The organism is Streptomyces sp. NBC_01306 (genome assembly GCF_026340465.1).
GTDB lineage: Bacteria > Actinomycetota > Actinomycetes > Streptomycetales > Streptomycetaceae > Streptomyces.
On record NZ_JAPEPC010000001.1, the window covers coordinates 1,312,274 to 1,333,934 of the forward strand.

Annotated in this window: 24 protein-coding genes; 12 read left to right on the forward strand and 12 right to left on the reverse strand. The window is 70.4% G+C overall.

Annotated features, from left to right (window positions below):
• Nucleotides 1-75: 75 nt before the first annotated feature.
• Together OG385_RS05490 and OG385_RS05495 are read left to right on the forward strand one after the other, a co-directional pair.
• Nucleotides 76-366, forward strand: coding sequence for a hypothetical protein (locus OG385_RS05490; RefSeq protein ID WP_266852358.1), 291 nt, complete (start codon nucleotides 76-78; stop codon nucleotides 364-366).
• A gap of 28 nt (nucleotides 367-394) precedes the next feature.
• Entirely contained in the window at nucleotides 395-643 is a 249-nt protein-coding gene (locus tag OG385_RS05495; RefSeq protein ID WP_266852360.1) for an antitoxin, read from the forward strand.
• Between the two features lie 188 nt (nucleotides 644-831).
• On the opposite strand, the gene OG385_RS05500 is transcribed toward OG385_RS05495, so the two are convergent.
• The 3 genes from OG385_RS05500 to OG385_RS05510 form a co-directional block, all read right to left on the reverse strand.
• Nucleotides 832-1,542, reverse strand: coding sequence for a class III extradiol dioxygenase subunit B-like domain-containing protein (locus OG385_RS05500; protein WP_266852361.1), 711 nt, complete (start codon nucleotides 1,540-1,542; stop codon nucleotides 832-834).
• A gap of 191 nt (nucleotides 1,543-1,733) precedes the next feature.
• Nucleotides 1,734-3,236: a tRNA (N6-isopentenyl adenosine(37)-C2)-methylthiotransferase MiaB gene (gene miaB / locus OG385_RS05505; RefSeq protein ID WP_266852363.1), complete on the reverse strand. Its 1,503-nt coding sequence runs from the start codon at nucleotides 3,234-3,236 to the stop codon at nucleotides 1,734-1,736.
• Between the two features lie 80 nt (nucleotides 3,237-3,316).
• Nucleotides 3,317-3,949 (reverse strand): CBS domain-containing protein, encoded by a 633-nt coding sequence (locus OG385_RS05510; RefSeq protein ID WP_266852365.1) that lies wholly within the window; start codon nucleotides 3,947-3,949, stop codon nucleotides 3,317-3,319.
• Between the two features lie 243 nt (nucleotides 3,950-4,192).
• Between OG385_RS05510 and OG385_RS05515 the strand changes: the two genes are divergently transcribed.
• Complete coding sequence (locus OG385_RS05515; RefSeq protein ID WP_266852367.1) at nucleotides 4,193-5,188, forward strand: TAXI family TRAP transporter solute-binding subunit; 996 nt, start codon at nucleotides 4,193-4,195, stop codon at nucleotides 5,186-5,188.
• Nucleotides 5,189-5,233: 45 nt separating this feature from the next.
• Here the strand turns inward: OG385_RS05515 and OG385_RS05520 are convergent, their stop codons facing one another.
• Together OG385_RS05520 and OG385_RS05525 are read right to left on the reverse strand one after the other, a co-directional pair.
• On the reverse strand, nucleotides 5,234-6,628 hold the full coding sequence (locus tag OG385_RS05520) for a HAMP domain-containing sensor histidine kinase (RefSeq protein ID WP_266852369.1): 1,395 nt from the start codon (nucleotides 6,626-6,628) through the stop codon (nucleotides 5,234-5,236).
• Between the two features lie 15 nt (nucleotides 6,629-6,643).
• Nucleotides 6,644-7,333, reverse strand: a complete 690-nt coding sequence (locus OG385_RS05525; RefSeq protein WP_266852371.1) for a response regulator transcription factor — start codon at nucleotides 7,331-7,333, stop codon at nucleotides 6,644-6,646.
• Nucleotides 7,334-7,630: 297 nt separating this feature from the next.
• Here OG385_RS05525 and OG385_RS05530 point away from each other — a divergent pair, with 297 nt between their 5' ends.
• The 8 genes from OG385_RS05530 to OG385_RS05560 all read left to right on the forward strand — a co-directional run bounded on the left by OG385_RS05530 (nucleotide 7,631) and on the right by OG385_RS05560 (nucleotide 14,700).
• Nucleotides 7,631-8,425, forward strand: a complete 795-nt coding sequence (locus OG385_RS05530; RefSeq protein WP_323183634.1) for an amino acid ABC transporter ATP-binding protein — start codon at nucleotides 7,631-7,633, stop codon at nucleotides 8,423-8,425.
• 66 nt (nucleotides 8,426-8,491) lie between these two features.
• The gene (locus OG385_RS05535) at nucleotides 8,492-9,412 is read left to right on the forward strand and encodes a glutamate ABC transporter substrate-binding protein (RefSeq protein ID WP_266852372.1); all 921 of its coding nucleotides are present in this window, start codon (nucleotides 8,492-8,494) and stop codon (nucleotides 9,410-9,412) included.
• A gap of 138 nt (nucleotides 9,413-9,550) precedes the next feature.
• The gene (locus OG385_RS05540; protein WP_266852373.1) at nucleotides 9,551-10,198 is read left to right on the forward strand and encodes an amino acid ABC transporter permease; all 648 of its coding nucleotides are present in this window, start codon (nucleotides 9,551-9,553) and stop codon (nucleotides 10,196-10,198) included.
• A complete protein-coding gene (locus OG385_RS05545) occupies nucleotides 10,195-11,082 on the forward strand; it encodes an amino acid ABC transporter permease (RefSeq protein WP_266852374.1) in 888 nt (295 codons plus the stop codon). The genes OG385_RS05540 and OG385_RS05545 overlap by 4 nt, the downstream gene beginning before the upstream one ends.
• Nucleotides 11,083-11,485: 403 nt before the next feature.
• Entirely contained in the window at nucleotides 11,486-13,360 is a 1,875-nt protein-coding gene (locus tag OG385_RS05550) for an FAD-dependent monooxygenase (protein WP_266852375.1), read from the forward strand.
• Nucleotides 13,361-13,407: 47 nt separating this feature from the next.
• Nucleotides 13,408-13,479 carry a putative leader peptide gene (locus OG385_RS37355; RefSeq protein WP_311136958.1) on the forward strand — a complete coding sequence of 24 codons (72 nt, stop codon included), beginning with the start codon at nucleotides 13,408-13,410 and terminating at the stop codon, nucleotides 13,477-13,479.
• Between the two features lie 169 nt (nucleotides 13,480-13,648).
• Nucleotides 13,649-14,188 carry a cysteine dioxygenase gene (locus tag OG385_RS05555; protein ID WP_266852376.1) on the forward strand — a complete coding sequence of 180 codons (540 nt, stop codon included), beginning with the start codon at nucleotides 13,649-13,651 and terminating at the stop codon, nucleotides 14,186-14,188.
• Nucleotides 14,189-14,292: 104 nt separating this feature from the next.
• Nucleotides 14,293-14,700, forward strand: a complete 408-nt coding sequence (locus tag OG385_RS05560; protein ID WP_266860650.1) for a rhodanese-like domain-containing protein — start codon at nucleotides 14,293-14,295, stop codon at nucleotides 14,698-14,700.
• Nucleotides 14,701-14,818: 118 nt separating this feature from the next.
• Here the strand turns inward: OG385_RS05560 and recX are convergent, their stop codons facing one another.
• The 4 genes from recX to OG385_RS05580 form a co-directional block, all read right to left on the reverse strand.
• Nucleotides 14,819-15,487, reverse strand: a complete 669-nt coding sequence (gene recX, locus OG385_RS05565; protein WP_266852377.1) for a recombination regulator RecX — start codon at nucleotides 15,485-15,487, stop codon at nucleotides 14,819-14,821.
• Between the two features lie 3 nt (nucleotides 15,488-15,490).
• Nucleotides 15,491-16,624 carry a recombinase RecA gene (gene recA / locus OG385_RS05570; protein ID WP_266852378.1) on the reverse strand — a complete coding sequence of 378 codons (1,134 nt, stop codon included), beginning with the start codon at nucleotides 16,622-16,624 and terminating at the stop codon, nucleotides 15,491-15,493.
• 208 nt (nucleotides 16,625-16,832) lie between these two features.
• Nucleotides 16,833-17,981, reverse strand: a complete 1,149-nt coding sequence (locus tag OG385_RS05575; RefSeq protein ID WP_266860652.1) for an AI-2E family transporter — start codon at nucleotides 17,979-17,981, stop codon at nucleotides 16,833-16,835.
• Nucleotides 17,982-18,279: 298 nt separating this feature from the next.
• A complete protein-coding gene (locus tag OG385_RS05580) occupies nucleotides 18,280-18,474 on the reverse strand; it encodes a DUF3046 domain-containing protein (protein ID WP_266852379.1) in 195 nt (64 codons plus the stop codon).
• A gap of 79 nt (nucleotides 18,475-18,553) precedes the next feature.
• Here OG385_RS05580 and OG385_RS05585 point away from each other — a divergent pair, with 79 nt between their 5' ends.
• A complete protein-coding gene (locus OG385_RS05585; protein WP_266852380.1) occupies nucleotides 18,554-19,468 on the forward strand; it encodes a hypothetical protein in 915 nt (304 codons plus the stop codon).
• Between the two features lie 62 nt (nucleotides 19,469-19,530).
• On the opposite strand, the gene OG385_RS05590 is transcribed toward OG385_RS05585, so the two are convergent.
• From OG385_RS05590 to OG385_RS05600, 3 genes are read right to left on the reverse strand one after another with little or no spacing between them, the layout of a single operon-like run.
• Nucleotides 19,531-19,836, reverse strand: a complete 306-nt coding sequence (locus OG385_RS05590; protein WP_266852381.1) for an AzlD domain-containing protein — start codon at nucleotides 19,834-19,836, stop codon at nucleotides 19,531-19,533.
• Nucleotides 19,833-20,720: an AzlC family ABC transporter permease gene (locus OG385_RS05595; protein ID WP_266860654.1), complete on the reverse strand. Its 888-nt coding sequence runs from the start codon at nucleotides 20,718-20,720 to the stop codon at nucleotides 19,833-19,835. The genes OG385_RS05590 and OG385_RS05595 overlap by 4 nt, the downstream gene beginning before the upstream one ends.
• 16 nt (nucleotides 20,721-20,736) lie before the next feature.
• A complete protein-coding gene (locus tag OG385_RS05600; protein WP_266852382.1) occupies nucleotides 20,737-21,612 on the reverse strand; it encodes an AraC family transcriptional regulator in 876 nt (291 codons plus the stop codon).
• Nucleotides 21,613-21,661: the final 49 nt, after the last annotated feature.

Sequence of the window (21,661 nt, forward strand, 5' to 3'; positions counted from 1 at the left end):
GTGGCCCCGGTCGGCGCAATCAGGCGCTCCGGGGGGCGAGGAATTTCGCCCACACGAGTACGTTATGGAGTGAATATGGGTATTTTTACAATGTTCCGCCGGAAGGCGAAGGACACCGCCGAGGAGCCGGCCGTGGGCGCCCGGGCCGAAGCTCCGGCGCAGAAGCCGGCTGAGGAGTCCGCCGAGGGGGCGGTCGAGTGCTCGGCCCCGGAGCCGGCGTCGGATGACCGGGCCGGGGAGTCCGTGGCGGACGCGCCCGCGGCGGAGGGCGCCGCGAGCGGCACCGCAGAGGGCGTGGAGATCCCGCGTCAGCAGTCCGCGGCTGCGGCGGCCGACAACGAAGCCGGTGAGGGCGTTCGCAAGTAGAACGCCCTCCGGAGGGAAGTAGGTAGCCATGGGATTCCTGGACAACGTGAAAGCCAAGCTCGGACCGGCCAAGGACAAGGTCGCCGACCTCGCGCAGCAGCACGGGGACAAGATCGGAGAGGGGCTCGACAAGGCCGCTCACACGGTCGACACCCGGACCAACGGCAAGTACAGCGAGAAGATCGAGTCGGGCACCGGCAAGGCCAAGGAAGCCCTGGAGCGCCTCTCGCACAAGGACGGCGGCGACGGTACGACCAAGCCGCCCACCGCTTCCTGATCCGGCACAAAAGGTCCGGCACGGCGGATCCGGCACAGCACGGCGGGCGGTCGCGGAGCACCTCGCTCCGCGGCCGCCCGCCGTGTTTCCGGGTTTGCCGTGCCTCCGGGACCGCTGCGCCTCCGGGACCGCTCTGTGTCTCCGGGACCGCTCTGTGTCCGGGACCGCTGTGCCTCCGGGAGCGACGCTCAGGACCAGGTGGCGACGTAGTACCCGACGCCGTACGGAGCGTCGTCGTAGAGCAGCTGCCCACCCGGCTCCATGCCGTCGGCCGCGCCCGCCAGGACCTGCCAGGGCGCTCGGCCCGAGGCCTTCAGTTCGTACGCCGGTCGGGCATCCAGCGCCTTCAGCGCGGCCACATCGGCCGTGCCCAGGGCCCGTGCGGCAGCGGCGTCGAACCCGGCGGCGCGCTCGTCCAGGTATCCGGGGGCCTTCAGAGTGCGGCAGGCGCTGCCGTCGCCCATGACCAGCAGGGCCACGCGTCCGGCGTGGCCGGCCAGCTCCCGTCCGGCCGCCAGACAGCGTTCCGGCTCCAGCAGTTCACCGACGCCCAGCCCCTCGACCGGTGCACCGGCCCACTCCGCGCGGTCCAGCAGCCAGGCGGCGACCGAGAGGGACGGCGGCAGCCGGCGTCCGGATCCGGCGTCGGACGTCCCCAGCCGCACCCGGAGGTCCACACCGAAGCCGCTGAACGATCCGGTGGCGCCCTCGGCGTGCACACCCTGGTCCGCGGCACCGGCGGGCCCCACGGCGATCAGCAGATCGGGCCGGGCCGCGGCGAGCACCCCGACGGCGTCGAGGCAGGCGGCCCTGGCAGAGTCGAGTTCGGACGCCGCACCCGCGGCCACCTCGGGCACGAGCAGGGGCGGACAGGGGCAGACGGCGGCGGCTACGAGCATGATCCGCAGCCTACCCAGTGCCACGGCAGGCGGGTTTTGCCCCGTCGCAGAGCCCGAGCGGCGACCAGCCGGAAACCCCGGCCTTGACCGGACAGGAACCCGACAGGAGCCGGAACAGGAGCCGGACAGCCGTCCGAGCCCGGCCTGATCCGAACGAAAGTCCCCGAAAGACAGGACCTGAACGAAGGGCCCTAGTCGCAGCCACAGCCTCCGGCCGCGGCCGGCTCCGGCGCCGGTGCGCCGATGCCGGGGAGCCCGAGCATGACACCCGCCGGCTTCGCCGCAGCAGCGGTGTTGCGCTTCTCCCAGGCGTCCCCGGACCGCGTGCGCCGTACGGCCACGACCGGCCCCTCGGCGAGCAGATGGTGCGGCGCCGCATAAGTGATCTCCACCGTCACCACGTCACCGGGGCGCACCTCGGTGTCCGGCTTGGTGAAGTGCACCAGCCGGCTGTCGGGCGCGCGCCCGGAGAGCCGGTGTGTCGCGCCGTCCTTGCGGCCCTCGCCCTCAGCCACCATGACGTCCACGGTGCGCCCGACCTGGGTCTTGTTCTCCGCCCAGGAGATCTCCTCCTGGAGCGCCGAGAGCCGCATGTAGCGCTCCTGGACGACTTCCTTGGGGACCTGGCCCTCCATGGTCGCGGCCGGGGTCCCCGGCCGCTTGGAGTACTGGAAGGTGAAGGCCTGAGCGAAGCGGGCCTCGCGGACCGCGTGCATCGTCTGCTGGAAGTCCTCCTCGGTCTCGCCGGGGAAGCCCACGATGATGTCCGTGGAGATCGCGGCGTGCGGGATCGCGGCCCGCACCTTGTCGATGATCCCGAGGAAACGCTCCTGCCGGTAGGAACGGCGCATCGCCTTGAGGACGGTGTCCGAACCCGACTGCATCGGCATGTGGAGCTGCGGCATCACGTTCGGCGTCTCGGCCATCGCCGCGATCACGTCGTCCGTGAAGTCCCGCGGATGCGGCGAGGTGAAGCGGACCCGCTCAAGACCCTCGATCTTCCCGCAGGCGCGCAGCAGTTTGGAGAAGGCCTCGCGGTCGCCGATGTCCGAGCCGTACGCGTTGACGTTCTGGCCGAGCAGCGTGATCTCCGAGACGCCCTCGTCCACCAGCGCCTCGATCTCGGCGAGGATGTCGCCGGGCCTGCGGTCCTTCTCCTTGCCGCGCAGCGCGGGGACGATACAGAAGGTGCAGGTGTTGTTGCAGCCGACGGAGATCGAGACCCACGCGGCGTACGCGCTCTCGCGCCGGGTCGGCAGCGTCGAGGGGAACGCCTCCAGCGACTCGGCGATCTCGACCTGGGCCTCGCCCTCGATGCGGGAGCGCTCCAGCAGCACCGGGAGCTTGCCGATGTTGTGGGTGCCGAAGACGACGTCGACCCACGGCGCCCGCCGGACGATGGTGTCCCGGTCCTTCTGGGCCAGGCAGCCGCCGACCGCGATCTGCATACCGGGGCGCCTGGTCTTCATCGGGGCGAGCCTGCCGAGGTTGCCGTACAGCTTGTTGTCGGCGTTCTCGCGCACCGCGCAGGTGTTGAAGACGACGACATCGGCGTCCCCGTCGGCGCCCTCCGGCGCACGGACGTATCCGGCGTCCTCCAGGAGTCCCGACAGCCGTTCGCTGTCGTGGACGTTCATCTGGCAGCCGTAGGTGCGGATCTCGTAACTTCGGTTCAGGGCGTCCTGCGCGGTCATGTCACCAGGGTAGGCGGTACCGGGCGGAGCTCCCGCCCCGGCCGTGGAGGCGGTCGGGCCAGGCCTCGTTGCGGAAGGCCCTAACTCCCGCCGGCGCTGTCGTCCACGTCGTACTGCAGGCGCTGGGAGACCTCGACCACTCCGTCCACCCCACGGCACAGCCGCACCGCTGCCGGGATCACGCTCCTGCGCTCGACCAGGCCGCTGAGCATCACATGGCCGTCGCTGACATCCACCGTGATCGCGGAGGGCGAGAGACCCAGGGTCCGGGTCAGGACGCCTTCCAGTACTTCCTCCTGGATGGCGCGGTCCCGGCGGAGGAAGACCTGGAGAAGATCACTGCGGCTGATCACCCCGGCCAGCCTGCCGCTGTCATCCACGACCGGCAGCCGTTTGACGCTGCGCGCCTGCATCAGCCAGCCCGCCTCGACGATCGTCCAGTCCGGGTACGCGACCACCGCCGGACTGGTCATCAGCCCTTCCGCCGTGGTCGCTTCGGTCTTGGAGCGGTGGTCGGACTCCTGCCGGACGGCCGGGAGCAGCGCGGTCAGGCCCAGCTGCTTGCGGAGCAGATCGGCCTCGGAGACCACCCCCACCGGACGGTCGTCGTCGTCCACGACGGGAACGGCCGAAATACGGTGTTCGGTGAGGAGCCGGGCGATCTCCTTGAGGAACGTCCCCCGCTGCACCCGCACGACATTCGTCGACATCATCTGTCCGACGGTTCGGCTCGACGTCACTGCGGTCCTCCGGGGTGCGGTCCAGCGGCAATCGGCTGCCGTCCGGTGATCAAGGATCAATAGTGACAGCCACGAACAAGACCGAATAATTCCGGATCCCGGAACAAGCGCACGGCGACCGCGCCTACGGACCGGGGCCGCGCCCCGCCGCCGTCCGCCGTGTCCGCTGCTCCGCTCCCCTGTTCGCCAGGGGCCTGAACTGGCAGGATCGCGCGCATGCCCAAGGCACTGCCCCGCCTCAGCCGCCGTCGCGCCCTCCAGGGGACGGCGGCCTTACTGGTGGTCTCCGGACTGCTGATGTGGTGGCTGCTGCCCATCGGCCCGCCCTCCCCGCACGGGACCGTGACCTTCAGTACCGGGGTGCGGACCGGCGTCTACCAGCTGTACGGGAAGCTGCTCAGCCCCACACTCGCCCACGACATGCCCGGGGTGGACATACATCTCCAGCCGAGCGAGGGCTCCCAGCAGAATCTCGCCAGAGTGGCGACCGGCAAGTCCGACTTCACCATCGCGACGGCCGACGCCATCGCGAAGTACATCGAGGACGGCAAGCCGGGCGCGGACCGGCTGCGCGGCTGCGCACGGCTGTACGACGACTATGTGCAGCTCGCCGTCGACGACAGCTCCACGGTCAAGCGCGCCGCCGATCTGCGTCACAAACGGGTCGCCGTGGGCCAGCCCGGATCCGGCGTACGGCTGATAGCGGACCGGGTGCTGCGGGCCGCCGGCCTCGACCCGGTCAAGGACATCACGGCCGTACCTGCGGGGATCGACACCAGTCCGGGTCTCCTCCAGGCGGGCAGGATCGACGCCTTCTTCTGGTCGGGCGGCCTGCCGACCGACGCGGTACGCGATCTGGCCGCGCGCCGGCCGATCCGGCTGGTTCCGCTCGACGACCTGGTGACCCGTCTGCACGCGGCCGGCGGCACCACCCGCTACTACCGCTCGGCCGTCATGCCGGCCGACGCCTACCGGCAGGCCCGTAACGGCGCACCGGTGCCGACCATCGCGGTTGCGAACGTCCTGGTCACCACCGACCGCGAGGACCCGAAGCTGACCGAGGGGTTCACCCGCAGCGTGATCCGCAGCCGCGACCGCATCGGGCGGCAGGTGCACGCGGCGCAGCTGGTCGACGTACGGACCGCGATCTACACGGACCCGTTGAAGCTGGACGAGGGCGCACGGCGCTACTACCGGTCGGTCAAGCCCTGATCCGGGCGGCGCCGCACGCGAACGGCCGTGGCCGGGCCAGGAGTTCTACGCGTCCGGGGACGTCCGCGGCACCGTCACGGTCACCCGGAGGCCGTGCGGTTCGTTCTGCTCGTACGAGATCGTGCCGCGGCCCGCTGTGAGCAGGGCGCGCGAGATGGAGAGGCCGAGGCCCGAGCCCTTGATGTTCTGGTGCCGGCCGCTGCGCCAGAACCGGTCGCCGATCCGGGCGAGTTCTTCCTGGCTGAGGCCCGGTCCGCCGTCGGCGACCGTGATCCGTGAACAGGAGCCGCAGGAGGCGGCCTCGACGCGCACCTCCTCCCCGTCAGGGGTGAACTTCAGCGCGTTGTCGATCACCGCGTCCAGGGCGCTGGAGAGGGCCACGGGGTCGGCCCAGGCGGTGACGGCCACGGCGCCTCCCCCGGTGAGCCGGACGCCCTTTCCCTCCGCGACCGGCCGCCAGGCCGAGACCCGCTCGGCCGCCAGCTCGGCGATGTCGGTGAGCCGCAGCTCAGCGGCGGTGTGCTCGGCCAGCGCGAGGTCGAGGAGGTCGTCGAGGACCTGGCCGAGACGCTTGCCCTCGGTGCGCACGGAGGCGATCTCCTCGTTGCCCTCCGGGAGTTCGAAGGCGAGCAGTTCGATCCGCAGCAGCAGCGCGGCGAGCGGGTTGCGCAACTGGTGCGATGCGTCGGCGACGAAGGCGCGCTGCTGTTCGAGCACGTCCTCGACGTTGTCGGCCATCTCGTTGAACGACCGGGCCAGGCGGCGCAGTTCCGGCGGACCGCTGCCCGAGGCGACCCGTGACTTCATCAGCCCGGTGGCGATGCCGTGGGTGGCGGCGTCCAGAGTGCGCACCGGAAGCAGCACCCAGCCGGTGAGCCGGAAAGCTGCGCCCACCGCGAGCAGCATCGCCCCCGCCTCGCCCGCGGCGATGAGCAGCCAGCCGCGGAGGGTCCTGGAACGCATCTGGCCGGTGGGCGAGTCGGTCACCACCACCGCGATCACGTCGCCGTTCCTGACGACGGGCGACGCGACGATCAGCCGCCCGTGCTGCCAGGGCCAGATCTGCGCGGGATCCCGGCTGCGCCGTCCCGCGAGCGCGTCCTCGAAGGCGATCCGGCCCTCACCGCCGGCCGGTACCGGCCAGGACTGCGGGGCCGCGGCCATCGCGACGCGGTCACGGGAGAAGACACCGGCCCGGATGCCGTACACCGTCTCGTAGCGGGCGAGTTCCTCCTGGAGCGTGTCGTGCCGCTCCTGCTCGCTCGCCGGTATCTCGGTGACGAACTGCGCCTCCTCGGCCATCCGCGCGGTGTCGTCGATCCGGTCGACCACGACGTTCTGCTGCGCGGCGGCGGCCACGCTCAGCGCGAGCGGGAAGCCGAGCGCGAGCAGCACCCCGGCCATGAGGACGATGAGCAGCGGAAGCAGTCGGGCGCGCACGGGCCGGAACGCGCCTCAGGCCGGGACGACGAGGCGGTAGCCGACGCCGCGCACCGTCTCGATCAGGGCGGGCAGGTGCAGTTTGGAGCGCAGCGACGCGACGTGCACCTCAAGGGTGCGGCCGGTCCCTTCCCAACTGGTCTGCCAGACCTCGCTGATGATCTGTTCCCGGCGGAAGACGACGCCGGGGCGCTGGGCGAGCAGCGCCAGCAGATCGAACTCCTTGCGGGTCAGCTGGATCTCGCTGCCCTCCACACTGACCCGCCGGGTGGGCAGCTGGATCTCGACGGAACCGACCCTGAGTGCGGCCGCCGGGACCGGCCCGGTGTCCTCGCCGGCGCTCTTGCGCCGGCTGACGGCGTGGATCCGGGCGAGCAACTCGCCCGTGTCATAGGGCTTGACCACGTAGTCGTCGGCGCCGAGGTTCAGCCCGTGGATACGGGACCGCACATCGGCCCGGGCCGTCACCATGATCACCGGGGTCGCCGTGCGCTTGCGGATCTTGCCGCAGACCTCGTATCCGTCCAGATCGGGCAGCCCGAGGTCGAGCAGTATGACCCCGAAGGGCTCCTGCTCGTCCGGCAGGAGGGACCGGAGCGCCTCCTCGCCGTTACGGGCGTGCACGACTTTGAAGCCGTGCCTTGCCAGTACGGCGGACAGGGCGGCGGCCACGTGGTTGTCGTCCTCGACGAGCAGCAGTCTCATGGGCTCCTTCCGTGGTGCGCGCTTCTGTCATCCGTGTGTCTCATCCGTACGTCTCGTCATCCATGCCGATGGCTGCCGTACCAGTCAAGAGGGTTCCGGATTCTGCGGGGTTTCCGTTACGCACCCGGTACTCCGGTCATGATCTCGTTCACCAGGAGTGTCCAGCCCATGTCCGCATGCAACCAGATCGTGATGCTCAATTTCCGCTCAGATGTAATGACGCTGGTAGGAGCGCCTCATTACTGTCCTTCCAACCACGACCGCACTTGCGGTTGAGGAGGACGGAGCGAACAGCCGATGAGCGGAGTGCCAGTGACCAAGTCCGCCGAATCCACCGAAAATCCCTTGCCGGTGTCGGACGACCTGGTCGTACTGAGCAACGTCAACAAGCACTTCGGCGCGTTGCATGTGCTCCAGGACATCGACCTGACCATCGCCCGTGGCGAGGTCGTGGTCGTCATCGGACCCTCGGGGTCCGGCAAGTCCACACTGTGCCGCACCATCAACCGTCTGGAGACTGTCGACTCCGGCGCGATAACGATCGACGGAAAGCCCCTGCCCGCCGAGGGCCGGGAACTGGCCAGGCTGCGCGCCGATGTCGGCATGGTCTTCCAGTCGTTCAACCTCTTCGCGCACAAGACGGTTCTGCAGAACGTGATGCTCGGCCAGATCAAGGTGCGCAAGACCGATAAGACAGCCGCCGAGGAGAAGGCGCGTGCGCTGCTGGACCGGGTGGGCGTCGGCGCTCAGGCCGACAAGTTCCCCGCGCAGCTCTCCGGCGGCCAGCAGCAGCGCGTCGCGATCGCGCGGGCGCTGGCGATGGACCCCAAGGTCATGCTCTTCGACGAGCCGACCTCGGCGCTCGACCCCGAGATGATCAACGAGGTTCTTGAGGTCATGCAGCAGCTGGCTCGTGACGGCATGACGATGATCGTCGTCACCCACGAGATGGGCTTCGCACGCTCCGCGGCCAACCGGGTCGTCTTCATGGCCGACGGGAAGATCGTCGAAGAGGCCGCCCCGGACCAGTTCTTCAGCAACCCCCGCAGCGACCGCGCCAAGGACTTCCTGTCGAAGATCCTTCATCACTGACGAGACAGCAATGCGACAGCTGATGAGACAGACGTCCAACGTGCTCCGAAATAGAGGATGTTCAGCATGAAGTTCCGTAAGTCCGCCGCCTTCGCGACGATCGCCGTGCTCGCTCTCACCGGGACCGCCTGCGGCGGCAAGTCGGGTTCGGCCGGCGACAACGGCAAGGCGGAGCCCGGCGCCGCCAACGCCCCCAAGCTCCCCACGTACACGGTCGCCAAGAATGTCTCCCTCGACTCCCCCACGTTCAAGGCTGCCAAGAAGCGCGGCAAGCTGGTCATCGGCGCGAAGGCCGACCAGCCGTACCTCGGCTTCGAGGACCAGTCGACCAAGGAGCGTTCCGGCTTCGACGTCGAGGTCGCCCGGATGATCGCCGCGGACCTGGGCTTCTCGAAGGACCAGATCGAGTGGAAGACCGTGGACTCCGGCATCCGTGAGACCGCCATCTCCAAGGGCCAGGTCGACTACTTCGTCGGTACGTACTCGATCAACGACGAGCGCAAGAAGCTCGTCGGATTCGCCGGCCCCTACTACAAGGCGGGCGCCTCGCTGCTCGTCCGCAAGGACGAGAAGGCCATCACGGGTCCGGAGACCCTGAAGGGCAAGAAGGTCTGCTCGATCAAGGGCTCCACCCCGCTCGCGGAGATCGAGAAGCCGAAGTACGGCGCGAAGACCACCGAGCTCGCCAAGTACTCCGACTGCGTACAGGAGCTGCTGACGAAGCAGGTCGACGCGGTCACCACCGACGACGCGATCCTCAAGGGATACGCGGCCCAGAACCCGAAGAAGCTCCAGGTGGTCGGCAAGCCGTTCACCGTGGAGCCGTACGGCATCGGTATGAGCAAGAGCGACAAGGCGCTGCGCGACTTCATGGACTCGGCCCTGGAGAAGCACGTCAAGGACGGCACGTACAAGAAGATCTACGACGCCACCCTGGGCCTGTCCGGCTCCTCGTACGTCGCACCGCCTGCCGTCGAGCGCTACTGATCCACCCGGCACCGCGGGCCCGGCCGCCCCAACGGCCGGCCCGTACCGCCTGCCCGTAAGCGCTGAAGCGCCCCGTACCCGGGTACGGGGCGCCACGCCCCCTGTCTTCCAGCTGCTGCCCGCCGACGCGGAGACCTCATGAACGTACTTTTCGACCACTTTTCGGCGTTCCGCGACGGCTTCATAGGGACCCTGGAGATCACCGTCATCAGCACGGTCATCGCCTGCGTCCTCGGCATCGTCATCGCCGGCTTCCGGGTCTCACCCGTGCCTCCGCTCCGGTTCTTCGGGACGGCCTGGGTCACGATCCTGCGGAACACCCCACTGACCCTGCTCTTCCTCGTGGCCACCTTCGTGGTCCCCGAGATCTTCTTCCCGGGCATGAGCCCCTTCCTCCTGGCATCGCTCGCGCTCGGTTTCTACACCTCGTCGTTCATCTGTGAAGCCATCAGGTCCGGTATCGGCACGGTCCCGCTGGGCCAGGCCGAGGCGGCCCGCTCGCTCGGTCTGAGCTTCTCGCAGACCCTGCGGATGGTCGTGCTCCCGCAGGCCACCCGTACCGTCATCGCCCCGCTGAGCAGCATCATCATCGCGCTCACCAAGAATTCCGCCATCGCGGGTGCCTTCAGCGTCACCGAACTCTTCGGCTGGCAGAAGGCCATGAGCGATCTGGGGTACGGGATCGTCCCCATCTTCATCTGGGTCGCCATCGGCTACCTGATCATCACCTTCGCGATCAGCGGCATCTTCCGCCTCGTCGAGAGCCGTATGGAGGTCGCCCGATGAGTGCCAGCGTGCTCTACGACGCACCCGGCCCCAAGGCCGTCGTACGCAACCGGATCTACTCGGTCCTCGGCAGTGCGGCCATCGTCGCGCTGATCGTCGTCGCCGTCGTACGTCTCTCCAGCAAGGGGGACCTCGACGGTGGCATGTGGGACATCTTCAACTACAGCGGCATCCGCACGAACATCGCCGACGCCGTGGTCGCCACGCTGAAGGCGTTCGCGCTGGGTGCGGCGGGTTCACTGGTCCTGGGTGTGGTGCTGGTCGTCGGCCGGCTCTCCGACCACCGCCCGGTGCGGTGGCTGGCGACCGCGTTCATCGAGCTGTTCCGTTCCCTCCCGCTGCTGATCACCATCTACGCGATCTGGGTCGGGTTCCTCACCGACTACTCGATGTGGGCGCTCGCGCTGGGTCTGGCGGTCTACAACGGCTGTGTGCAGGCCGAGGTGCTCAGGGCCGGCATCAACTCCGTACCGAAGGGGCAGCGCGAGGCCGCGTACGCCCTGGGTATGCGGAAGTCGCAGGTCGTGGCGGCAGTGCTGATGCCGCAGGCTGTCCGCGCGATGCTGCCGACCATCATCAGCCAGCTGGTCGTCACACTGAAGGACACCTCGCTCGGCTACATCATTCTCTATCCGGAACTGCTCGCGACCGCACGGCTGATCGCCAGCAACACACCGGTCGACGGGCAGTACCCGTACGTCTCGACGATCGTCGTCATCGGCACCATCTATCTGGCGATGTGCCTGCTCCTCTCGGCCCTCGCCACCTGGATCGAGAAGCGCGGCCGCCGGGCGAAGACGGGGATCGCCGTGGGGCCCTCGGCCGTACCCCCGGAGGTCAAGGGCTCGACCGACGCGGTCGAGGACGGCAAGGTCGGGGTCTGACCTCTGGCCCGTACTCCGCTGCCCCCGGTTCCGCTGCCCCATGCACAGGCGGCGCCGGACAGCAGGGCAGGAGAGCGGCGCGGTCGAGATGAGGCTGCGTCAGGACGCGCTGGACACCTACGCGTTCGAGGCAGAGGCATTCCAGCCACGGATTCGTTCCGGGCACGGACGGCGGGCAGCGGCTGTGGCTGCCCGCCGTCCACCTGTCTCCGCTGCTTTCCGCAGCTCGGGTACCAGCTCAGGGGCCGGTTCGGAGATCGGCTCGGGGGCCGGGGAGCGGCTCCGCCACATCCGGCCGTCACTTGACGCAAGCACGCGCAGTGGGTTGCATACGTTCTGTGATCGCGCACCGGGCTCTATCTGCCATCAGCCACCTCTCCGCACGGGTTCGAGGAGCCGCACCGTGGACCCGGTGATCATCGTCGGCGCGGGCCCGGTCGGGCTCGCGCTGGCCCTGGCGCTCGCCGCACAGGATGTGCCCTCCGTCGTGCTCGACGAGGGAACGGGCGAGGACGGACCGCGCCCCGCCCGCACCGTCGTACTGCGCCCGGAGACCGCCGACTTCCTGGGCCGGCTCGGCTGCACGACAGCCCCGGGTGAGACCGGGCGCTGGGCCGCCTGGCGGTCCGTCAGGCGGAGTCAGCTGATGCAGCGGGTCGTTTTCGACGAGCCCGGCCGGGGCCCCGCCGGTTCGGTGGCGTACGACGGCCGGAGGATCGGCGGCGGAATCGGCGGTCAGGGAATCGGCGGCCCCGGCACGACCGGTAGGCGGGGCGAGCCGGTCGACATTCCGGACACTTCAGACCCATCCGGCTCATTCGGTCCGCACGAGTTTCGCGGGTCCGACGAGACCGGTGGGACGGGTGTGGTCCATGGCACCGGTGTGGTCAATGGCTCCGAGGGGCCGAACGGGCCTGACCCGGCCGAGGGGTTCGGCGGACCCGGTCCGGGTGGGCCCTCCCCGTTCCATCTGCCGCAGCACGCCCTGACCCGTGGGCTGCGGGCCGCGGTGGCGAACCGGGAACAGGTGAGGCTGGTCACCGGCAGCCGGGTGGACACCATCGAACAGGACCGCGGCGGCGTCACCGTGCACACGGCAGGCCCGCAGGGCACCTGGTGGCGCGGCAGTCACCTGGTCGGCTGCGACGGAGCCCGGTCCACCGTCCGCAAACTGCTCGACATCCGGTTTCCCGGCCGTACGGCGGTGGAGCGGCACGCGGTGGCCGCGCTGCGCGCCGAACTGCCCTGGCCCGGCGAGGCGTTGCTGCACCGGCTGCCGCCCTGGCGGACCGGCGGGGAAGAGGTGACGGCCCGTCCACTGCCGGACGACGTCTGGCGGATCGACTGGCTGCTGCCGCCGCGCGCCGAACTGGTCACCCCCGAGGCGCTGGTGGCGCGGGTCCGGGCCGCCCTGGCGGGCTGGTGCGGCGGCGAGACACCTCCGTACGAACTGATCGACACCGGCGTCTACACCCTGCACCACCGGCTGGCCAGGCGCTGGCGGGTGGGCCGGGCGTTCCTGGCCGGGGACGCCGCGCATCTGCTGGGCGCACTCGGTACCCAGGAGCTGGACGAGGGGCTGCGGGACGCCGGCAACCTCGCCTGGAAGCTGGCACAGACCTGGCACCACGGCGCCTCCGAGCTGCTGCTCGACAGCTACCAGGCGGAACGCCGCACCGCTGTCGCCGCCCGGCTGCGCGCCGCTGACCAGTCGCTGCCGATACTGCGCGGCGGTGGTGGGCTGCGCGCGTATCTGCCCGGCAGGGCGCGCGGGCACGACGCCCTCCTCGCGGACGGCCATCTGGGCAGCGGCGCGCTGGGCGCGCCCCCGGTGTACGCCCACTCGCCCCTTGCGCCCCCGCGCACCCCCTCACAGACCGCGGTGGGGACCGCCGCCGGCGCTCCGGTCGCCGATGTACAGGTCACGGCGCCGGACGGTACGGCCGTAAGGCTGCGCGAACGCCTGGGACGCGGGCAGTTGATGGTGGTGCTGATCGCACCGGGTACGGGGGTGTGGGACCGGCGGCACTGGGTGAAGGCGGGTGTGATGCCGAGGCTGGCCGCCGCGGTGAGCGCGCTTCCGGTCGAGGCCGAACTCCTGGTCGCCGAGACCTACCCGGGCGCTTCGGCGCACACGGTGTTGCTGGTGCGTCCCGACGGACATCTGGTGGCGGCCTTCAACGGGGTACGTCCCGCCGAACTGTACGAAGCGGCCGACGCCGCACGGGGCGGGGCGGCGACGGCGGTCCGGGAGGAGAGCACCGCGGACGTCAATTGACCGTCCTGGGCGCACATGGTGTACTGCGGAGCGTGACCGACACCGATGTGCGCCTGTGGCGGAGGGTCCATATGGACCTCGTCCGCTATGCGGGCTGCGTGTGTCGCCCGTCCCGCTGATTCGCACTTTCCCCTTCGTGCCTGCGCCGCCCCGTGCAGTTCCGGGCTGTCCTGTGTTGTTCCGGACCGCCCGTGCTGTTCCGGACCGCCCTCGTGCTGTTCGGACCGCCCTCGTGCTGTTCCGGGCTGCCGCGCCGCACGTCCCCGCGAACCATTCCGGACGGTCATCATGTCTCTCTCCGCACCCCTGCCTGCCCCGGCGCCCGCGCGCTCCGCTGCGCCCACCGCGAGCCGGCTCCTCGACTTCGTACGCCGTACCGCCGCCGACTCCGAACTCATCCGCTCACTCCCGCTCGACCCCGAGGGCCGCACCTGGATCCGGCTGGACGGTCCGGGCGGGAGCGAGGCCTGGCTGATCGGCTGGCCACCCGGCACCGGCACCGGCTGGCACGACCACGGCGGCTCCCAGGGCGCGTTCGCCACAGCGGCGGGCGTACTCACGGAGGACTCGCTGGCCGCACGGCTGCCCACCGAAGGATGGAAGACCCTCGAACTGGCCGACGGAGTCGACCGCACCCGGCAGCTGACGCAGGGCGACGGACGGGCCTTCGGCGCCCACCACGTCCACCAGGTGCTCAATCAGTCGGCCGCCGAGCATGCGGTCTCGGTGCATGCCTACTATCCGCCGCTGCCACTGATGCGCCGCTACAGCCGCAGCGGCCCCCTGCTGCGCCTGGAGCAGGTCGAGCACCCCGGGGAGTGGGAGTGAGCGAGCCGCGCCCCGTGCCCGGACAAGTCCCCGTGCCGGAACCAGTCCCCGTGGCCGAACCAGTCACCGTCCCCGAACCGGTCTCGGTGTCAGATCCGGACCCCCTGCCCGAACCGGTGTCTGTACCCGAACCGCTCTCCGTGGACGAGCTGTTGGAGAGGGTACGGGCGGAGCTCGACCGGATCGGGCCCCGGGAGGCTTTCGACGCCGCGGCGCACGGGGCGCTGCTGGTGGACATCCGGTACGCGGAACTACGGGAGCGCGACGGGCTGATCCCCGGGGCGCTGGTCGTCGAACGCAACGAGCTGGAGTGGCGGCTCGATCCGCAGGGCAGCCACCGTGCGCCGGAGGCCACCGGCCACGGTCTGCGGACCGTGGTGATCTGCAACGAGGGCTATGCGTCGTCCCTCGCCGCGGCGTCCTTGCAACAGCTGGGCCTGTACCGGGCGACGGACCTCATCGGCGGCTTCCAGGCCTGGCGTGCGGCAGGCCTCCCGGTCGTCGCACCCTGAACGCCCGGGCGGCGGCGTGAGCCGTCGCCCGGCTACCCACAGCCCGGCGCCCACAGCCCGACCGCATACAGCCCGGCGCCACAACCCGACCCCCCACAGCCCGGCACCCGCAGTCCGGCTACCCGTCGCCCTGAAACCCCCCGTGTTCCAGGTCTGCCAGGTCCTCGCCTTCCGCCTCCAGTGCCTGCCGCACCACCCGCAGGGCCATGCCCTCCGGGTATCCCTTGCGGGCGAGCATGCCCGCAAGGCGGCGCAGCCGTTTGTCGCGGTCCAGCCCCCGTGTGGAGCGGAGCCGGCGGGTGACCAGTTCCCGGGCGGTCTCCTCCTCCTGCTCGGAGTCCAGCTGCCCGACGGCCTCCTCGATGAGCTCGGAGTCCACGCCTTTCGTACGGAGCTCCCGCGCGAGCGCCCGTTTGGCGAGCCCTCGTCCACGGTGGCGGGACTCCACCCAGGCATCCGCGAAAGCCGCGTCGTCGATGAGCCCGACCTCTTCGAAGCGGGACAGCACTTCCTCGGAGACCTCGTCGGGGATATCCCGCTTTTGCAGTGCTTCGGCCAGTTGCTTACGGGTGCGCGCGGTCCCGGTGAGCAGGCGCAGGCAGATGGCCCGAGCCTGCTCCGCCGGATCCTGCGGCTTCTGCGAGCCCTGGTCCTGGGCCCGCTTCTGCTGCGACCGCTGCCGCCGCGATCCCGCCCCTCCGTCCCCCTGGCCGGCTACGTCACCGGCTCCGGAGCCCCCGGGCCCCCCGGAGCCGGTGGCCTCCGGCCATTCGGTTCTCCGGACCACGGGTCAGCTCTTGGCCGCGGCGGTCTTGGCCGTCTTGGCCTTGCCGCCGGCCGGAGCGGGAACCGTCTTCGCTGCCTCGTCGGCCACACCGGCGCCTGCGGCGTCCGAGGCCGGCTCGGCTCCGAGCTCGGCCTCCCGCCTGACACCGATGCCCAGCTTCTCCAGGATCTTCTTCTCGATCTCATTGGCGAGATCGGGGTTGTCCTTCAGGAAGTTCCGGGCGTTCTCCTTGCCCTGCCCGAGCTGGTCGCCCTCGTACGTGTACCAGGCGCCCGCCTTGCGTACGAAGCCGTTCTCCACGCCCATGTCGATCAGGCCGCCCTCGCGGCTGATGCCCTGGCCGTAGAGGATGTCGAACTCGGCCTGCTTGAAGGGCGGCGCGACCTTGTTCTTGACGACCTTCACCCGGGTGCGGTTGCCGACCGCGTCGGTGCCGTCCTTCAGCGTCTCGATCCGGCGGATGTCGAGCCGTACCGACGCGTAGAACTTCAGCGCCCGGCCACCCGTGGTGGTCTCCGGGGAGCCGAACATGACGCCGATCTTCTCGCGGAGCTGGTTGATGAAGATCGCGGTGGTCTTGGACTGGTTCATCGCGCCGGTGATCTTGCGGAGCGCCTGGCTCATCAGCCGGGCCTGCAGACCCACGTGCGAGTCGCCCATCTCGCCCTCGATCTCCGCACGCGGCACCAGAGCCGCGACGGAGTCGATGACGACCAGGTCGAGCGCGCCGGAACGGATCAGCATGTCGACGATTTCCAGCGCCTGCTCGCCGTTGTCCGGCTGGGACAGGATGAGGTTGTCGATGTCGACGCCGAGCTTCCTCGCGTACTCGGGGTCGAGTGCGTGCTCGGCGTCGATGAAGGCCACCTGGCCGCCGAGCCGCTGCGCGTTCGCCACCGCGTGCAGCGTCAGCGTCGTCTTGCCGGAGGACTCCGGCCCGTACACCTCGACCACCCGGCCGCGCGGCAGACCGCCGACACCGAGCGCGACGTCGAGGGCGGTCGACCCGGTGGGGATGACCTCGATGGGCTCGTTGGGCCGCTCGCCCAGGCGCATCACCGCGCCCTTGCCGAATTGCCGTTCAATCTGGGCGAGAGCGGCGTCCAGCGCCTTCTCGCGGTCGTTGCCTGCTGCCATGGGTTCCACCCGATTTGCTTGAGTCGATCGCTTCACGTCAATGACGCTAACCCCTGCCACTGACAATGGGCTCCGAAGCCCGTCCCGCCTGTGGATAACTCGGCGGACAACTCGGTGGACACCGCAGTCGACGACTCGTCCGAGTACCCGGCCAGAACCCCATAAGAACGGCTGTTCGATTTTACTGTCAAGCGCACCACGCGGATGTTCAGCCGTCGGTGTCCTCGGCACCGATCCCCGGTCGCGGGACCCGCCCCTGGAACACCGCAGCCGCGTCCCGGAGCCCCCGTACGTCACGGAGTCCGCGCCTGCCGTGGACGCGCGGATCGTCCGTCACGTCGTACCGCTTCACATAGGCGCCCAGGAACGCCTGGAGGGTCGCCACCGCCGGAATGGCGATCAGCGCACCGACCGCCCCCAGCAGCGCGGTACCCGCGATGACCGAGCCGAAGGCCACCGCGGGGTGGATGTCGACGGCCTTCGCCGTGAGCTTCGGCTGGAGCCCGTAGTTCTCGAACTGCTGGTAGATCACCACGAAGACCAGCACCCACAGCGCGTACCAGGGGTTCACCGTGAAGGCGAGCAGCATGGGCAGCGCACCCGCCAGGTACGTGCCGATGGTCGGGATGAACTGGGAGACGAGGCCGACCCACACCGCGAGCGCGGGGGCGTACGGCACACCCAGCGCGACCAGCAGGATGTAGTGCGCGATGCCGGAGATCAGCGCCATCACACCGCGCGAGTAGAGGTAACCGCCGGTCTTGTCGACCGCGATCTCCCAGGCCCGCAGCACCTCGGGCTGCTTCGACGGCGGCAGTACGGAGCACAGCGCGCGCCGCAGCCGTGGGCCGTCGGCCGCGAAGTAGAAGGCGAACAGGAAGATCGTCAGAAGCCGGAAGAGGCCGCCCAGCACGGTGGTCGACACGTCGAGCACACCGCTCGCACTGTTCTGGACGTACTTCTGCAGCCAGTCCGAGTGCAACAGGCTGTCCTGGACCTGCACCCGCGACAGCTCGCTGTGGAAGGTGTGGTTGGTCCAGTTGATCACCAGGTCCAGGTACTTGGGGAACTCCTCGACCATGTCCACGATCTGTCCGGCCAGCATCGAGCCGAGCAGGAAGACGAAACCGGCCGCCGCGAGCGCCACCCCGAAGAAGACCAGGAAGGTGGCGAGACCGCGGCGCATGCCGCGCGCCGCCATGCGTCCCACCGCCGGCTCGATCGCGAGAGCCAGGAAGAACGCGATGAGGATGTTGGTCAGCAACCCGATGAGCTGGTAGAACGCCCAGCTGCCCAGCTGGAAGCAGGCGACGAGGGCGAGGGCGAGCACCATCGCCCTGGGCAGCCAGCGGGGCATCGCCGCCCGGCCCGTCGCACCACGCCCGGCGGCGGGAGGGGGCGGCACGGAGCCTGGGGCCCGGTCCGTAGTCGTCGTCCCGTCCGCGGGCGTCCCGTCCGCGGGCGTCCCGTCCGCGGGCGTCCCGTCCGCGGGCGTCCGGTCGGCGTTCGTCCGGTCCGCGGCGGTCTCGTCCGGGGTCATCTGGTCCTCGGCAGTCTCATCGGTCATCGGTCGGTGGCACAGACGGTCGGTGGCACAGGCCCAGTCTCGCGTACCCGTGTGACAACCGGCCGCACGCCCCCGGACCCGCGGGCGCTCAGCGCCGGTCCTCGGGGATGTCCGCCGCCGCGCAGACACCCCGCCAGACGTCCCTCGTCTCCCAGCCGGCGGCCAGTGCCTCGTGCACCGTACGGCCGCCCAGCTCCGCCATCACATGGTCGCGGGCGAACGAATCGGCGTACCCCTCGCCGAAGTGCTCCGCCATCCGCTCCCAGAAAATCGTCAACCGCATGACTTCAGTATCCAGCCCCTGAGAGTGCAGCCTTGCCCGGCGCCCTTGCCCTGGGCTCATTCCGCTCTACCTTCGGAGCATGGCTGGAACCGGACTATCTCCTCTCGCACGCGCCGAGCACTTCATCTGGCTGACGGCCCGGGTGCTGGAACAGCGGCGGTTCGCGTACCACTTCCTCGACGGACGTGCCGACGCGGTGGAAGCCGCGCTCGCCGCCCACCTCAACGAGGACGGCGGGTACGGACACGCACTCGAACCCGATCTGCGCGGCCCGCTGAGCCAGCCGCTGCACACGGCGCACGCGCTGCACGTCCTCGACTCCGTGGGGCGCTGCGGCGGTATGCGGGTGGAGCGGGTGTGCCGGTATCTCACCGAGGTGTCCACCAGGGACGGCGCGCTGCCCGCGGTCCACCCCTCGCAGCGCGGCTACCCGTGCGCGCCGTTCATCCCGGTCGTCGACGACCCGCCGAGCGAGCTGCTGGCCACCGGGCCCGTGGTGGGCGTGCTGCACCGCAACGAGGTCTGGCACGCCTGGCTCTTCCGGGCGACCGATTTCTGCTGGAACGCGGTCGACGCGCTGGAGCACTCCCACCCGTACGAGATCCAGGCGGCGGTCGCCTTCCTGGACGGCGTCCCCGACCGGTCGCGGGCCGAGGCGGCTGCCGACCGGCTGGGCCGGCAGGTGCGGGAGCAGCGGCTGGCCGTGCTGGACCCGGAGGACCGCGCGTCGTATCCGGTCGCGCCGGGGTACGCGCCGGGGGAACAACACTTTCCGTACGACTACGCACGCGTGCCCGGCTCCCTGGCGCGCGGCTGGTTCACCGACGAGGAGATGGCCCGTTCGCTGGACTTCCTGGCGGGCGAGCAGCGCGAGGACGGCGGCTGGCCGGTCAACTGGCGTTCCTGGGCGCCGGCTCCGCAGATCGAGGCGCGGCCCATGGTGACGGTCCAGGCGCTGCTGACGCTGCGGGCCCACGGCCGCGACGTCGTCTGACCGCCCGCCCCCGCGCGCGGCGGTGCGGGGGTGGGCGTGAGCAGATGTCCGGTGTGCCGGGTTCAGCCCAGTGCGCGCACCCCGGCGGTGACTGCCACGGCGACTCCGACGACCACCAGGAAGGGGGCGCGCAGCACCAGTGCGAGCGCCGCCGCCGCGACCCCCGCGCCTCGCGCGTCCAGTACGAGGTGGTGGCCGTCCGCGAAGGTCTGCTGAGCGGTGAGGGCCGCCAGCAGCGCGACCGGGAGCAGCGAGGACAGCCGCTTGACGACCGGCCGCTCAAGCGTCCCCGCGGGGACCAGCAGACCGAGCAGTTTGACGAGGTAGCAGCCGACGGCCGTCGCCCCGATCGCGATCCAGACGCTCAACGCTCCTGCCCCTTCTTCTCTGTCTCTTCGAGGTCCTTCTGGTCCTTCTGGTCCTTCAGGATTCTCTGGTCCTTCAGGATTCTCTGGTCCTTCACATCCTTCTGGTCCTTCAGGTCCGTCCGGCCCCTCCGGTCCGCCCGGCCGCCCCGGACCCGCATCGCCACCCCGCTCGTACGGCTGACGCCGCGCCCCTTGAGGAACAGCACAGCCGGTGCCGCGAGCGCGGCGATCAGTACCGGCACCCCGCCGGGCACCAGCGGCAGCAGCCCGAGGCCCAGCACGACGGCCAGCCCGGCGACCGCCCGCTCCGTCGTCGTCCGCAGCATGGGGGCGAGGAGGGCGAGGAAGACCGCGGGCCCGGCCGCGTCGAGGCCCCAGGCCCCGGTGTCGCCGAGCGCTTCCGCGCCCAGCGCGCCGAGCAGTGTGGTGAGGTTCCACAGCACATACAGGGTCAGCCCCGTGGCGGTGAATCCGATCCGGGCCGCACGCCGGGTCGGCTGGGCCAGGGTGACGGCGGTCGTCTCGTCGATCACCCAGTGGGCGGCGAAGGGGCGTACGGCGCGCGGCAGGGCCAGCAGCTGGGACAGCCGCAGCCCGTAGAAGGTGTTGCGGACGCCGAGGAAGAAGGCTCCCGCAGCGGCGGCGAACGGGCTGCCTCCCGCCGCCAGCGCCCCGACCAGCGCGAACTGTGAGGCGCCGGTGAAGACCAGCAGGCTGAGGAGACAGGTCTGCAACAGGCTGAGACCGGAGCCCGCCGAGGTCACACCGAAGGCGAACCCGGAGAGCCCGACCGCGACGCCGACACCGAGCGCGTCCCTGATGACGGCCGAGTCCGCTCTCTGTTCCGGATCTGCGCCGGAGTCCGTAGGTACTGTCCGTTCCACTGCCACCGGGCAGACGTTACGAGGAGGATTCCGGTCCGGTCTTGTACGTTCTTGCGCGGCCCCGCTGGTACGCGCCCGGCGGCACCCCTACGATCCGGCTGAAATGCCGGTTCAGATGCGGCTGATCGGTGAATCCGACGGCGGCCGCCGCCTCCGCGGGTGTCGTGCCCGCCTCCAGGAGGTGCCTGGCCCGCCGCACCCGCGCGTCGGTGAGCCAGGTGTGCGGCGGCATCCCGTACGCCGCCCGGAAGGCGCGCAGCAGGGCGAACGGGCTGGTGCCGAGGTCGGCGGCGAGCCTGTCGAGGGATGGCGGCCGCACCATCCGCTCCTCCAGCACGGCCCGCGCGCGGGCCGCGTTCTCGGCGCCCGCGCTGCGCGGCGAACGCTCGGGGAGCCCGCCCCCGTGGGTACGCAGCAGCCGGGCGACGGCGAGCCGCAGCAGGCTGTCGGCGGCCAGCGCGTTGCCCTGCTCGGCCGCCCGGTGCACACCGACGACGAGGCGCGCGGCCTCCGGGTCGTCGACGACCGGTGAGGTGAAACCGACAGAGCCGCGCAGGGTGCTGATATCGGCGGCGACCTCGGCGATCAGTTCGGCGGACGGGTAGAGCGTGCGGTAGATCCAGCCCTCGGGCACGCCCGCGAACCCGGTGTGCGCGGTGTCGGGGTTCACCAGAGCGAGCTGGCCCGGCCCCGCCCTGACCAGCTCGGTGCGGTAGTGGAACGCCTCCACGCCGTAGGTGATCGCGGCCATGACGAACGACTCGTGCGTGTGCCGGGGGAAGGACTTGCGGATGTAGCGGGCGTGCAGCAGATCGACCCCGGGCAGCTCGTCGAGCCGCCAGTGCCGTGCACGCTCCTCGCCACCCGGCGCCGGTGTTCCCCATGGCTCCATGACTTCATTGTTTCCCCAGGTCCGGGCGGTTGTCAGTGGTGGGGTGCAC

Excerpts from the sequence above, each read along its gene's own strand:
- OG385_RS05490 (WP_266852358.1), top strand. The coding sequence starts at position 76 with ATGGGTATTTTTACAATGTTCCGCCGGAAGGCGAAGGACACCGCCGAG.
- OG385_RS05495 (WP_266852360.1), top strand. The coding sequence starts at position 395 with ATGGGATTCCTGGACAACGTGAAAGCCAAGCTCGGACCGGCCAAGGAC.
- OG385_RS05500 (WP_266852361.1), bottom strand. The coding sequence starts at position 1,542 with ATGCTCGTAGCCGCCGCCGTCTGCCCCTGTCCGCCCCTGCTCGTGCCC.
- miaB (WP_266852363.1), bottom strand. The coding sequence starts at position 3,236 with ATGACCGCGCAGGACGCCCTGAACCGAAGTTACGAGATCCGCACCTAC.
- OG385_RS05510 (WP_266852365.1), bottom strand. The coding sequence starts at position 3,949 with ATGATGTCGACGAATGTCGTGCGGGTGCAGCGGGGGACGTTCCTCAAG.
- OG385_RS05515 (WP_266852367.1), top strand. The coding sequence starts at position 4,193 with ATGCCCAAGGCACTGCCCCGCCTCAGCCGCCGTCGCGCCCTCCAGGGG.
- OG385_RS05525 (WP_266852371.1), bottom strand. The coding sequence starts at position 7,333 with ATGAGACTGCTGCTCGTCGAGGACGACAACCACGTGGCCGCCGCCCTG.
- OG385_RS05530 (WP_323183634.1), top strand. The coding sequence starts at position 7,631 with ATGAGCGGAGTGCCAGTGACCAAGTCCGCCGAATCCACCGAAAATCCC.
- OG385_RS05535 (WP_266852372.1), top strand. The coding sequence starts at position 8,492 with ATGAAGTTCCGTAAGTCCGCCGCCTTCGCGACGATCGCCGTGCTCGCT.
- OG385_RS05540 (WP_266852373.1), top strand. The coding sequence starts at position 9,551 with ATGAACGTACTTTTCGACCACTTTTCGGCGTTCCGCGACGGCTTCATA.
- OG385_RS05545 (WP_266852374.1), top strand. The coding sequence starts at position 10,195 with ATGAGTGCCAGCGTGCTCTACGACGCACCCGGCCCCAAGGCCGTCGTA.
- OG385_RS05555 (WP_266852376.1), top strand. The coding sequence starts at position 13,649 with ATGTCTCTCTCCGCACCCCTGCCTGCCCCGGCGCCCGCGCGCTCCGCT.
- recA (WP_266852378.1), bottom strand. The coding sequence starts at position 16,624 with ATGGCAGCAGGCAACGACCGCGAGAAGGCGCTGGACGCCGCTCTCGCC.
- OG385_RS05575 (WP_266860652.1), bottom strand. The coding sequence starts at position 17,981 with ATGCCCCGCTGGCTGCCCAGGGCGATGGTGCTCGCCCTCGCCCTCGTC.
- OG385_RS05580 (WP_266852379.1), bottom strand. The coding sequence starts at position 18,474 with ATGCGGTTGACGATTTTCTGGGAGCGGATGGCGGAGCACTTCGGCGAG.
- OG385_RS05585 (WP_266852380.1), top strand. The coding sequence starts at position 18,554 with ATGGCTGGAACCGGACTATCTCCTCTCGCACGCGCCGAGCACTTCATC.
- OG385_RS05600 (WP_266852382.1), bottom strand. The coding sequence starts at position 21,612 with ATGGAGCCATGGGGAACACCGGCGCCGGGTGGCGAGGAGCGTGCACGG.